Origin of the sequence: Hyalangium ruber (assembly GCF_034259325.1) — a bacterium.
GTDB lineage: Bacteria > Myxococcota > Myxococcia > Myxococcales > Myxococcaceae > Hyalangium_A > Hyalangium_A rubrum.
This window is the reverse complement of record NZ_JAXIVS010000003.1, coordinates 295,886-308,369: the sequence shown is the minus strand read 5'-3', so window position 1 is coordinate 308,369 and position 12,484 is coordinate 295,886. Positions and strand designations below refer to the sequence as shown.

General features: G+C 69.7%; 11 protein-coding genes. 7 read left to right on the top strand and 4 right to left on the bottom strand.

Annotation, left to right across the window (positions count from 1 at the left end; translation table 11 throughout):
* Position 1: 1 nt before the first annotated feature.
* Genes SYV04_RS10195 through SYV04_RS10185 form a run of 3 tightly spaced genes read right to left on the bottom strand, consistent with a single transcriptional unit; the run spans position 2 to position 2,729 of the window.
* Positions 2-934 (bottom strand): ABC transporter ATP-binding protein, encoded by a 933-nt coding sequence (locus tag SYV04_RS10195; protein WP_321545485.1) that lies wholly within the window; start codon positions 932-934, stop codon positions 2-4.
* Complete coding sequence (locus SYV04_RS10190) at positions 931-1,671, bottom strand: ABC transporter ATP-binding protein (protein WP_321545484.1); 741 nt, start codon at positions 1,669-1,671, stop codon at positions 931-933. The genes SYV04_RS10195 and SYV04_RS10190 overlap by 4 nt, the downstream gene beginning before the upstream one ends.
* A complete protein-coding gene (locus tag SYV04_RS10185; protein WP_321545483.1) occupies positions 1,668-2,729 on the bottom strand; it encodes an HlyD family secretion protein in 1,062 nt (353 codons plus the stop codon). The genes SYV04_RS10190 and SYV04_RS10185 overlap by 4 nt, the downstream gene beginning before the upstream one ends.
* A gap of 473 nt (positions 2,730-3,202) precedes the next feature.
* Between SYV04_RS10185 and SYV04_RS10180 the strand changes: the two genes are divergently transcribed.
* The 7 genes from SYV04_RS10180 to SYV04_RS43645 all read left to right on the top strand — a co-directional run bounded on the left by SYV04_RS10180 (position 3,203) and on the right by SYV04_RS43645 (position 11,707).
* A complete protein-coding gene (locus SYV04_RS10180) occupies positions 3,203-4,564 on the top strand; it encodes a sensor histidine kinase (RefSeq protein WP_321545482.1) in 1,362 nt (453 codons plus the stop codon).
* Positions 4,557-5,969: a sigma-54-dependent transcriptional regulator gene (locus tag SYV04_RS10175; protein ID WP_321545481.1), complete on the top strand. Its 1,413-nt coding sequence runs from the start codon at positions 4,557-4,559 to the stop codon at positions 5,967-5,969. The genes SYV04_RS10180 and SYV04_RS10175 overlap by 8 nt, the downstream gene beginning before the upstream one ends.
* A 59-nt stretch (positions 5,970-6,028) precedes the next feature.
* A complete protein-coding gene (locus SYV04_RS10170; RefSeq protein ID WP_321545480.1) occupies positions 6,029-6,637 on the top strand; it encodes a nuclear transport factor 2 family protein in 609 nt (202 codons plus the stop codon).
* A gap of 131 nt (positions 6,638-6,768) precedes the next feature.
* Complete coding sequence (locus SYV04_RS10165; RefSeq protein ID WP_321545479.1) at positions 6,769-7,710, top strand: DUF2381 family protein; 942 nt, start codon at positions 6,769-6,771, stop codon at positions 7,708-7,710.
* A 16-nt stretch (positions 7,711-7,726) separates the two neighbouring features.
* Positions 7,727-9,688, top strand: a complete 1,962-nt coding sequence (locus SYV04_RS10160; protein WP_321545478.1) for a serine/threonine protein kinase — start codon at positions 7,727-7,729, stop codon at positions 9,686-9,688.
* A gap of 143 nt (positions 9,689-9,831) precedes the next feature.
* Positions 9,832-10,929, top strand: a complete 1,098-nt coding sequence (locus SYV04_RS10155; protein ID WP_321545477.1) for a serine/threonine-protein kinase — start codon at positions 9,832-9,834, stop codon at positions 10,927-10,929.
* A 55-nt stretch (positions 10,930-10,984) separates the two neighbouring features.
* A complete protein-coding gene (locus SYV04_RS43645; protein ID WP_340371382.1) occupies positions 10,985-11,707 on the top strand; it encodes an immunity 52 family protein in 723 nt (240 codons plus the stop codon).
* Positions 11,708-12,066: 359 nt separating this feature from the next.
* On the opposite strand, the gene SYV04_RS10145 is transcribed toward SYV04_RS43645, so the two are convergent.
* Positions 12,067-12,480, bottom strand: a complete 414-nt coding sequence (locus SYV04_RS10145; protein ID WP_321545475.1) for a secondary thiamine-phosphate synthase enzyme YjbQ — start codon at positions 12,478-12,480, stop codon at positions 12,067-12,069.
* Positions 12,481-12,484: the final 4 nt, after the last annotated feature.

The window sequence follows — 12,484 nt, the reverse complement described above, 5'->3', positions numbered from 1 at the left end:
GTCACTCCGTCCGACCCGCGGCCGAGGTGAGGGCCAGGAAGACGTCGTCCAGCGTGGGCTCGGCTTCGTCCATCTCCAGCGGGTCCATTCCCCGCGACCGCAGCAGCCCCGCCAGCGACTCCGGAGGGAGCCGCGCCGGGTCCACGCGCACGGTGGCTCCAGCTCCGAAGGGGCTCACGTCCAGGACGCCTGGTTCTTCCCTGAGACCCTGGAGGGCTCGAGCCAGGCCCGGGCCTCGCACCTCCAGCACCCGCCCCGGCGCGTGCGTCCGCTTGAGCCCTTGGGGCGTGTCGAGGGCCACCAGCTTGCCGTCCACCATGATGCCGATGCGCCCGCAGTACTCGGCCTCATCCATATAATGTGTGGTGACGAAGACGGTGGTGCCCTGCGCGGACAGCTCGCGGATGAGCTGCCAGAAGCCGCGCCGCTGCAACGGGTCCACTCCCGCGGTGGGCTCGTCCAGGAAGACGATGCGGGGCCGGTGCAGCACCGCGCTCGCCAGTGCCACGCGCTGCTGGATGCCGCCGGGCAGCGCCCCCGTCACCTCGTCCTGCACCGCGCCCAGCTGCATGCGCTCCAACATCTCGTCGATGCGCGCGCGCAGGGTGGCGCCGTGCGCCCCGTAGGCAGAGGCGAAGAACTCCAGGTTGGCGCGCACGCTCAGGTCCAGATAGAGCGAGAAGCGTTGGGACATGTAGCCGATGCCACCCTTGACCCGCTCGGGCTCGTGCGCCACGTCGAAGCCCGCCACCCGCGCCTGTCCTCCCGAGGGCTTCAACAGCCCGCACAGCATGCGGATGGTGGTGGACTTGCCGGCGCCGTTGGCTCCCAGGTAGCCGAAGATCTCTCCGGCGCTCACCGAGAAGCTCACGTCGTTCACCGCCGTGAAGCCGCCGAAGCGGCGCGTCAGGTGCTCCACCTCGATGGCGTTCATGCGGCCCTCCCACGGATGAGCTCCAGGAACACCGCCTCGAAGTTGCCGGGGGCCACGCCGTGTGCCCGCGCCAGCTCGCGGGGCGCGCCCTCGGCGATGACTTCCCCCGCGTACAGCAGGCCCACGCGGTGGCAGCGCGCCGCCTCGTCCATGTAGGGCGTGGACACCACCAGCGTCATGCCCTCATGCACCAGCCCGTAGAGCAGCTCCCACAGCTCGCGGCGGCTCACCGGGTCCACGCCGTTGGTGGGCTCGTCCAAGAGCAGCACGCGCGGCCGGTGCAGCAGCGCGCACGCCAGCGCCAGCTTCTTGTACATGCCTCCCGAGAGCGCATCCGCCCGCCGCTCCGTGAAACGCTCCAGCCGGGTGATGGACAGCAGGCGCTCACGTCGGGTCGCGAAGTCGGCCCGGGACAGGCCGAACAGGCGCGCGAAGAAGCGCAGGTTCTCGTCCACGCTCAGGTCGCCGTAGAGGCTGTTTCGCTGAGGCACCAGGCCGAGCTGCTCGCGCACGGGGCTGCTGGGGTGAGAGGGGTCCTCTCCCAGCACCCGCGCGTGCCCCTCGTCCGGGCGCAGCAGGCCCGCCAGCATGCGGATGGCCGTCGTCTTTCCCGCGCCGTCGGGCCCCACCAGCCCGTAGACCTCCCCTCGGCGCACCGCCAGCGACACGCCGCGCAGGGCTTGGGTGGCGCCGAAGCTCCTGCGTACGCCGGACAGCTCCACCTCGGGTGCGCTCATCGCCGTCGCTCCGCCACCGCCTCGCGCCCGGGATCGAGGGTGATGTCCACCGGCATGCCCGGCCTCAGCAGCCCTTCTGGATCCTCGATGCGGACCTCCACCGGGTAGACGAGCCGGTCCCGGTCACTGCGCGTCTGCACGTTGCGCGGGGTGAACTCGGCCTGGTGCGCCACGGTGATGACACGGGCGGAGAAGGTGTGCTCCGGGTATGCGTCCGCGCGCACCGTTGCCCGCTGCTCGGGGCGCGCGGCGGCCAGCTCCGCGTTGGGCAGATAGAAGGTGGCGCGGGGGCGGCGCGTGTCCACCAGCCGCGCGAGCACGGTGCCGGGCAGGGCCAGCTCGCCCTCCTCCAATACGAGCGTCTCCACGGTGCCGGCTTGGGGCGCGCGCAGCTCGCACTCCGCCACGGACAAGCGGGCGCGGCGCAGGGAGGCCTCGGCTGCCTGCGTGCCTTGGGCGGCGGCGGAGGCCTGCTCACGGCTGGCACGCTCCTGCTGGGCGGCGGCGCGCGCCTGGCGGCCCGCGGCGGCGCTCGTGTGCTTGGAGGCGGCGAGCTGCTGATTCAGCGCATCCGCCTGGGCCCGGGCCTGATCCCTCGCCGCCACCGTGGTGGCCTCTCCCATCTGCTCCATGCGCTCGGCCTGGCGGGTGGCGAGCCCCTGCTGGGCGGCGAGCGCTTCGCGCTGGGCCTCGGTGCCCGCGGCCTGAGCGCTGGATGCCTCGCTGGCGCGCAAGGAGGCGAGGGCGGTGGCCTCCGCGGCCTGGGCCTGGGCGCGGGCCATGGCGAGCCGGGCCTCCGCCTCGGCCAGCAGGGCCTCGGGCTCGGTGCAGTCGAGGGAGGCGAGGAGGGTGCCCTTCTCCACCCGGGCGCCCTCCTCTACGTGGAGCTGGAGCACGCGGGCATTGAGGCGAGAGCGCACGTCCACGGTGGTTCCTTCCACCACGCCCGAACCCCCCGGAGGGCCCTCTGCGGCACGACGCTCGCGCACGAGCCGGAGGCCCAGCAAGGTGCTCAGGACAACCATCAGCGCGAGGAACAACAGGACGGCGCGGCGCATGGCCCCTCCTCTGGCCGACGCGGGAGGCGTGGCGGCTCATCCGGAAGGACAGCAAGGCCTGTGCCGGGAGCGCTTGGGAAGAAGGTACGCATGCGGGCGCCGGAAGGCCGCGCGGAAGGCCCGCCGGAAATCCGACACCCTGTCCAGGAAGCCGGCGGGTGGCTCCTGTTCTCCCGAGGAGCGGGCGGTGGCACCTCCATTGCTCCAGGGACGCTCAGGCACATGCCGTGCCCACCTCGAGGCCGAGAGTCCATGTTCAGCCTGCTCCTGTTCGTCCTGCCTTCGCTTCGTACTTCCCGGAGAGGGCCTTCGGGCCCAGGCCGTCGGCCGAGACTTCGGGTCGTCCCTCGTCCTCCCGACGTGCCCGGAGTCGTGACGCCGCGCTCCCGGGCGGGCGCTCCGGCACGGCGCAAGCGTCGACAGGAAGGGAGTGCGTCGCCCAGGCTGATTGAAGAAGGCCGCACTGGCGTGCCATGAACCTGCTGGGAGCGGAGGCAGCCGTGTACACGCAGACGCTGCGCAACTTCGACGACATCCAGGTCAAGCACCTGGGGCGGATCTTCGGGCGCATGGTGCGGGTGCGCCTGCGCGGCGGACTGGCCCTCGCGCTGCTGGCGCTCACGGCGACTCTGCTGGATCCGGTGCCCTGGAGGGTGGCGTGGCTGGGGGTGATGCTGGTCAGCGCCGGGACGGCCTTGCTCCTCGAGACCCGGCGCTTCGCCCGCGAGGGGTTCACCGCGCGGCGTGTCCCGATCAACCTCTGGCTGCACCTGCTTTTCCAGCAGGGCTTCGTGCTCGGTACGGGGGGCATCACCAGTCCCCTGTTGCCCACGGTGCTGCCGATCGCTTTCGTGGCCAGTCTGGCCTCCAGTCCCCGGCAGCGCGTGTGGCTGCTCTTGGCGGAGCTGGGTTCGCTGACGGCCATGTCCGTGGCCCAGCTCTCCGGATGGTTGCCCGGCCTGGCGCTGCCCTACCTGGGCTCGGCTCCGCCGAACATGCTCTTGGCCTGCGCGGGAGTCATGGGGCTGTTGTGCGTGGCGAGTACCGCCGTGGGCGGGGCGATGCGCCGCACCTTCGACAACATGCTCTCCGAGGCGCTGTCCCACCGGGACGAGCTGCTCTCCACCCACCGGGCCCACGCGCGGGAGCTCGAGGCCCTGTCGGGAGAGATTGCCCACGAGCTGAAGAACCCGCTGGCCACGGTGAAGGGGCTCACCCAGCTCATGGCGCGCGAGCCCGGGCAGCCCCAGTCCGCCGAGCGCCTGAAGGTGCTGACGAGCGAGGTGACGCGCATGCAGGGCATCCTGGAGGAGTTCCTCAACTTCTCCCGCCCGTTGGTGCCGTTGACGGTGAGCGCGGTGGACTTGTCGGCGCTGTGCGAAGAGGCGCTGGTGCTACACGAGGGCCTGGCCGGTGAGCGCGGCGTGAAGCTGGAGCGAGCGGGCTCCGGCCGCGTGAGCGTGGCGTGTGACTCGCGCAAGGTGAAGCAGGTGTTGATGAACCTGCTCCACAACGCCATCGAGGCGAGCCCTCCCGGAGGCCGGGTGGTGGTGACGGTGGAGTCCACGGCGGCGGGAGATGCGCGAGTCTCCGTTCGCGACGAGGGCTCCGGGCTCGCGTCGGAGGTGGCCGGGCGCGTCTTCGAGGCGGGCGTCACCACCAAGGCGCGCGGCTCCGGGTTGGGGCTGACGGTGGCGCGCGCCCTGGCCCGGCAGCACGGAGGCGAGGTGACGCTGGAGGGCGGGCCGCACGGCGGATGCGTGGCGGAGTTGCTGCTGCCCCGAGAGTTGCCGGCGGGCACCCTAGGGTCCGCGCGGGAGGTAGCGCATGGCTAGGAATGTGGAGGAAGGCCCTCGGGTGCTGGTGGTGGATGACGATGCGGGCGTTCGCTACACGCTGCGTGAGACGCTGAAGAGCCTTCCTGGGGTGAGGGTGGAGGAGGCGCCGGACGGGGAAGTCGCCCTGGAGCGGCTCGCAGCGCATCCGTTCGAGCTGGTGATTACGGACCTGCGGATGCCGAGGATGGACGGGCTGGAACTCGTGCGACGGCTGCAGGGGCTGCCGCACACGCCGCGCGTCATCGTCATCACCGCGCACGGCTCGGAGCGCTTCGCGGTGGAGGCGATGAAGGCCGGGGCCTACGACTACTTCCGCAAGCCCTTCGACGTGGACGAGCTGCTGGCGGTGGTGAGCCGTGCGCTGGAGGCGGTGCGCCTGCGCAGCGACAACGAGCGGCTGGCGGGGGAGCTGAACCTGTCGCGCTCGCTGGTGTTCGCCTCGGAGGCGATGAGCCGCCTTGCGCAGCTCGTCCAGCGCGCCGGGCCGAGGGACGTGACGGTACTCATCACCGGCGAGAGTGGCACAGGCAAGGAGCGGGTGGCGGAGGCGTTGGTGCGGGCCTCGCCGCGCGCCCAGAAGCCCTACCTGCGCTTCAACTGCGCCACGCTCACGCCAGAGTTGGCGGAGGCGGAGCTGTTCGGCCATGTGCGCGGCGCCTTCACGGGAGCGCACCGAGAGCGGCCAGGCCTGTTCCGAGAGGCGGACGGCGGCACGTTGCTGCTGGACGAGGTGGGGGAGCTGGCGCTGCCGCTGCAGGCCAAGCTGTTGCGCGTGCTGCAGGAGGGGGAGCTGCGGCCGGTGGGAGAGGACCGGCCCGTGAGGGTGGACGTTCGCATCATCGCCGCCACGCACCGGGACCTGCGGAAGCTGGCGGCCGAGGGCCGCTTCCGCGAGGACCTGTTCTACCGACTCAACGTGGTGCACCTGCGGGTCCCCGCGCTGCGCGAGCGCCCCGAGGACATCCCGGTCCTCGCGCGCATGTTCCTGGACCGCTTCAGCGATCGGTTCCACACGGGCCCTCTGAAGGTACCCGCGGGCTTCCTCGAGCGGCTACTCGCGTGGCCCTGGCCGGGCAACGTCCGCGAGCTGGAGAACGCGCTGGAGAGTCTGGTGGCGCTGTCCAACGAGGGGGAACTGGATTTGACGCTGCTGCCTGCGGGGGAGGCTCCTGCGTCCACGGGGACTCGGGAGGCGGCGCCCCGGGTGGAGGAGCCGGGCCGAGGAGCGGAGGGCCTCCCAGGCCTGGGGCTCAAGGAGCGTGTCGAGGCCTACGAGCGAGGCCTCATCCTTGACGCGCTGCGACTGTCGGAGGGCAACCGCAGCGAGGCTGCGCGACGGCTGGGGATCGGCCGCGCCACGCTGCATGACAAGCTGCGCAAATACGGAATGGATGCGGAGTAGCGCATGCGCTCGGAGCGCGCGTGGTCCATGATGCGCGGCGCCTTCCCTCCAGGAGACCCATGCGCCGCAGCCTCGCACGATCGCTTGTCCCGACGTTGCTGACCTTCGTGGCGGTGCCAGCCCTCGGTGCTCAGCCGAAGCCCGCGCCCGCGGCTGAGCCGGCCACCCCTGCGCCGGCTGCCTCCAAGCCCGCCGCTTCCGCCCCACACGCGCGAGCGGAGGATGTGGCCACGCCGGAGGCCGTCGTGGCCGCGCTTTATGACGTCATCTCCGGACCGAAGGGGCAGGCGCGGGACTGGAACCGCTTCCGCTCCCTCTTCGCTCCGGGCGCGAGGATGATTCCTTCCGGCAAGCGGCCCGATGGCGTCGTCAGCTACCACATGCTCACGCCCGAGGAGTACATCGCGCGCTCCGAGAAGAAGCTGGTCGAGGAGGGCTTCCGCGAACGCGAGATATCGCGAGTGGTGGAGCGCTTCGGCCCTCTCGTCCACGTCTTCACCACCTACGAGGCCCTGCGCGAGGGAGAAGCGAAGCCCTTCATGCGCGGCATCAACAGCATCCAGCTCATGCACGATGGGCAGCGCTGGTGGCTGCTGACGGTCGCCTGGACTCCGGAGACGCCAGACCAGCCGCTGCCCGCGAAGTACCTCTCCCGCCCCAAGGGGTGACGAAGAAGACGGGGCGCCAGGTCGTTGCACGGCAATCCAGAGTCGCTCCTACTCGTCAGGTCACCAGCGGGTCCCCTCCGTATCGAGGAGGAGGCCACCCGGTCCATCTGGTAGGGTGCTGACTCAGGAGGTTGCCCCTGTCCTTGCCACCTGTCTGGGTTGTACCGCTATGGCTGCTGCTGGAACCTCCCGCGCTGGCGCAGCCGGCTCTTCCGCAAGCCCGGCCACCTGTGCGTCGTGTGGAGGTGCCCACTTCTCAAGGGGAGGCCGAGGTGCGAGTAGCCCCTGGGCAGCCCATCACGCTGCTCTTCGATGGGGTGTTGGCGCGGGAGGTGGTGGAGCGCGCGGCGCGCGAGCTGGGCTTCCAACGCGTGGCGGTGGCGGAAGACACCCTCACGCTCTTGCCGGCGTCTGGGTGGAAGGAGGGAGAACGGCTGCGGCTGATCGTCCACTTCGCGGATGGGCAGCCCGCGGCGGGAGTGCCGCTGGTGTTCAGCGTTCACTCCACGGAAGGGGAGGGCCATGTGCTGGTGTCCCGCCACCTGCGCACCGTCGCCGATTTGGAGGAAGCGCTGGCGGTGGAGCAGGCGCGGTGCGCCGCCAGGGACGCGGAGCTCGTGGCGCTGGGCGAGAGCGTGGGCAGCCTGGGGACGTTGGTGGCCTCGGGCGTGCTCGGGCGCGAGGGGCTTCGGGTTATTTCCTTGGCACACGCCACCTGGAAACTGCCCGAGGGCATGGGACGCGGGGCCACCTTCCTCTATGTGGCCAGCGGGCAGATCGCGCTGGAGGCGGAACTCACTCTGGCGGCGGGAGAGCGGCCCTGGGTTCCGGAGGCGGCGGCCTTGGAAGTAGCGGTGAGTGAAGCACGGACGCCCGCGCAGGTGCTGCGACTGGTGGGAGGGACGGAACTGGTCCCCGGGAGCAATGCCCGCCTCGTGGTGGAGTTTCCCCTTCCCACGGGTGAGTCAGCGCGAGAGTTCAACCTGAAGGTGACCGAGCGGAACGGCGACCGGGAGTTGTGGCTTTATAATTATAAGCTGAAGCCCTCGCCCCCAGGGACCCTGAAGCGCTGAAGAGGGGGAAACCATCTTGGAGCAAGAGACGACTCAGCCGCACCGCCTCTACCCAGGTACGGACGTCCACCCGCGAGACTTGCCCCCGGGGCTGGAGGTGAACGGCTTCCGGCTGGTGCGCCACGTGGCCACCGGAGGATGGGGCTGCGTATGGCAGGTCGAGAGCGTGCAGCGCCCTGGCCATCCCTACGCGTTGAAGTTCAGCCTGTACCCTCCGGGGGCCCCGGCCCAGGCGGACGCACGCGCCGCGCGCGAGGTGCAACTGCTGATGCAGGCGGCCTGTCCCAACGTGGTGCGCGTGGTGGGCCACGGGCGGTGGAAGGACCCGGAAGGAGGCTTGCGCTACCTGGTGCTGGCCTGGGTGGAGGGCGCCACGCTGCTGGAGTGGGTACGCCGCACCAATCCCTCGCTGCGCGAGGTGGTGCGTCTAGGCCAGAAACTGGTGCGAGCGGTGCAGTCGGCGCACGAGGTGGGCGTGATGCACCGGGACATCAAGCCGGACAATGTGCTGGTGCGCGAGGAGGATGGAGAGCCATTCCTATCGGATTTCGGTGCGGCAGCCGCGGAGTTCACCTCCCCGCTCACCCAGGCGGGACTTCCGCCGGGCACTCCTGCCTTCCTCAGTCCGGAAGCGCTGGCGTTTGCTCAGCACGCCGGCGGCGCACCCTACCGCTTCCGTTCGACGGACGATTGGTACGCGATGGGAGTGCTGTTGTACCAGGTGCTGACCGAGGTGCTGCCCTTCCCGGACATGCTGGCGGGCGAACCGCTCGCGCACTGGGTGGCCCGGCGGCGGCCGGTGCCTGTACACGCACTCAACCCCCAGGTGCCCCGGGCGCTGAGCCGGGTGGTGATGAGACTCCTGTCCAAGGAGCCCGTCTTCCGATACCGCCATGGGCACGCCCTGTGCGCGGCACTGGAGCGGGCGCTGAAGCAGCCGGGCGCATGGGAGGTGCCGGTGTATGAGTCGCGCCCTCCGGGTTCCATGCACGATGCCACCACCCAGGCTCCCACTACGGGTGATGGCCTGGTGGCGCAGGATCCACAGGTGCAAGAGACCCATCTCTTCAAGGCAGCCAATGGGCATGAGGAGCGGAGGCTCGAGGCGGCACGGCGAAGGAGGGATGCGCTGCTCGTGGCTCAGCCACAGGTGTGGTCTCCAGCGGCTCGCCGAGCGGTCGCCGCTGTGTTGCTGCTGGGGGCCATGACCACGGGCGGGTGGCTGGCGGAGCCCTGGCTCGCGGGAAGGCTCCGCTCCAAGCCAACTGTCACGGTCCTCCAACCCTCGCCTCCTCCGGAGCAGGGAGCGCCACTGCTCTGGCTGCCCGCGTATGCCTTCCCGCCCCCTGCGGGGTCCGTGGCAGCCTCAGTCCCTTCACCCACCCTGGCGGATACCGCCGCCGCAGCCCGTGAGGAAGACAGCCCCGTGACGACAACCCAGCGCCAGCGCCCCGCCCCCCCCGCTTCCATTGCCATAGGCCAGCCCTCGTCCAAGACCGCGCGCCTGGGCGCATTGTGCACGGCGGCCGGTATGGTGACGGCCTGCTCCAGCGTGCCCGTGCGCCCGGAGCCCGCGGAGTGCCCTCAGGCGGCCATCGAATCGATGGTCAGGTTGGGCCTCGATCCTGGCGATGTGGCGGGGACGCAGCTGGATGCCAGCGGGCCCAGGCCATTGGGGGTCGACCCAGGACTGCACACCTTTCGTCCAGGTCCCATCGTGGGTGTGGTGTTCTCTCCCAGGTCGTCTCATCTCCCTAAAGGGACCCTGCTGTTCGGTCGCGTCCTGGCTGGCGGCGGTGACCGCTTCTTCATCCGCTACAGGGAGCTCCAACTTCCAGGGGCCGCGCGTGTTCCGATCTGCGCGATCGTGAGACACGAAGGCGGGCTCGGCATTGGGAAGGGCCCAGGCTCGACGAATGAGGTCTTCACGGCTATCAACGGCGGCGACGCGAGATTCGTTTTTCAGTTCTCGGAGTAATCGCGCTGTTCAGGAGGCTGGTTTCCTCCATCCACGCTCCCATGTTACCCTATGGGTGCGAAGCCTACGTCCCACCCATGGCGTTGCCTTCGCGCGTGGTTCCCTCCACGGCCCACCGCCGTGCCCACTGCTGGAGTGCGCGCATGTTCCGCCCAATCACCTTCACCGTTGGTGGCACCACCTACTCCTGTGTTCGCAAGCTGGACGAGCGCGGCAGCGGTGAGTTGGTGCTTGCGCAGAGCCATGCCCAGCCGGGGCGGGCCGGGCTCGTCGTCATCAAGCGCATGCGCGCCGCGGAGTATCCGCTCGAGCGCCTCCGGTTGGTGGAGGAGGCCCGGCTCGTTCGCAACATGGACCACCATGCCCTGACGCGGGTGCTGGCAGTGGACACGCGTGAGCACCGCCCGCTGGTGGTCATGGAGTACGTGGAGGGCTTGTCGTTGGAGCGGGTGTTGAATCGGGCGGCTCGCCGCCACCAGCCGGTGTCCGCGCCGTTCGCCGCCTCCGTCGCGGCCCAGGTCGCTGATGCGCTCCACTACATCCACCACCTGACGGATCCGCACGGTCAGGCGCTTCAGCTCGTTCATCGGGACGTCAGCCCTCGCAACATCCACCTGAGCAGCGAGGGGGAAGTGAAGCTCAGCGACTTCGGCGCGGCCTTCACTCCGCGGCCAGGCCACCCCGCGACGCCCGCTCTGTGCTTGAAGGGGGATGTGGCGTATTCAGCGCCGGAGGTGCTGCGAGGAGAGAAGCCAGACGCTCGTGCTGACCTCTTCTCCCTGGGGCTGGTGCTGTTCGAGATGCTCACCAGCAAGCACCTGCTGGACCTGCCCCATGCGCCCGCGGCGCCTCCGCTCACGCGGCTCTTCAAGCGACTGGTGGGCAAGCTCCGAGCCGAGGAGCAGGGCTGGGCGGACCCGGCGGAGCTGGCCGCTCGCGCGGCGTGCATCCGCCCGGAAGACGTGGAGCGTGAGACCGCAGGTGTGGAGCCCGCGTTACGCGCCGTGCTTCACCGAGCCCTACGGGTGAATCCGGCTGAACGCTACGCTCATGCCTCGCTCATGCGGATGGAGCTGCGCGCATACCTGGCGAGCTTGCCGCAGCCATTCGACGCGTGGAACCTGCGCGAGGAACTGCGCGAACTGATTGTCACTTCTGGCCGCCACCACGGCGAAGCGCAAACGAGTCGAGCGCCCATTCCCGCCGCGCTTGGGGGAAGGCGTCTCCAGCGGCACTCATGATTCCAACGGGTTGCTGGACGCAGGCTAGGCCGGCCGAGGAAGGAGTCGCTGTTCGATGATGGAGACCTACTACGCTGGCTCCTACTGGCTCGCCCGGCCTGAATCCGCTGAGGTGTGCGCCCACCGCGCGGAGCGGTTCTTCTATCTACTGGGGCGCTGCGACCCAATATGGGCCCGCTGGTATGAGAAGGCAGACTCCTTCGAGGAAGCGCTCAGACTCCAGTTCCGCACCGAGGCGTCGAGCTTCATGCAGCTATTCGCACGAGAGGAGAATCATTTCGGGGGCCGTTACTCGTTCCACTTATGGACGGGCGATACCCAGGAGGAATCGTCCCTGGTTGATGGGGACTGTGGCTCGTCCTCGCTCCGGGGTTCATCCAACTGCGTGCTCCGTCCCTGTGATGAGGGACCTATCAGGGAGCGGTTGCTGAGCGCTCCGGTGATGACTGAGGCGTTGCGCGCCATGGCCCTGGCCTGGGACCCGGAGTGGGCAGTGGCGACCTCGCATGAACACCGGGACACGGTGGTGCAGGGGTTCGCGCACGCGGGCACCTTCGTGGGCTGGGTGATGTACTTCTCGCGGCTGCGCGGCACAGTGCCCCCCCTGCCTGCCCCCGTGCGCATGGATCCCGTGGAGGACAAAGGAACCCTCGTCATCCTCACCCCGGAGCGGTTCACCACGTCCAACCCTGAGCACGTTGCGCTGGCCGCTCGCGTCCAAGAGTTGCTGAACCGGGCCGGGCTGCTGCGGCCGTTGCAGCCCTGGCCAGCAGATTGACGGGTTGGGACGGGCACCCCCCAGGCCTCCAACTGGTTGGAGGCGGCCCCCCCAAAGGCTTCCAGCCGGCAGGGCTGGTCAGAATAGACCCGAGCCATAACAGCGCTTGTAAAGTCGGGCACTTGGCCAAATGCAGTGCCTCCGGCGCTCACTCCCAACTGGTTGGTACCAGGCGCTCACTCCCAACCGGTTGGTACCAGGCGCCTGCCGCCCACCTTCCGGCCAGATTGAAGCCGCTATTCCGACCAACCCTCCCGGTTGGAACGGTACCCCCTGCCTCCAACTGGTTGGAGGCGGCACCCCCGGCTTCCAACTGGTTGGGACGGGGGTACCCCCTGCCTCCAACTGGTTGGAGGCCCTCAGCCCAGCACGGACACGGTGACGCGGCGGCGGTGCGGGGAAGTGCGGTGTTCCCACACATAGATGCCCTGCCACGTCCCCAGGTCCGCCTTTCCATCCTTTATAGGGACCGACAGCGAGTTCTGCGTCAGCACGGTGCGCACGTGCGCCGGCATGTCATCCGGGCCCTCGGCGTCGTGCTGGAACATCGCGTCCCCGTCCTTCACCAGCCGCGAGAAGAACGTCTCCAGATCCTTGCGCACGTCCGGGTCCGCGTTCTCACACAGAATCAGCGACGCGCTGGTGTGGTGCAGGAACACCGTACACAGGCCCTGACGGGCGCCGCTCTCCGCCACCGCCTGCCGCACCTCGGAGGTGATGTCGTGGAAGCCACGCCCACGCGTGGACACCGTCAGCTCCCGTGCGTGGTACACGCCG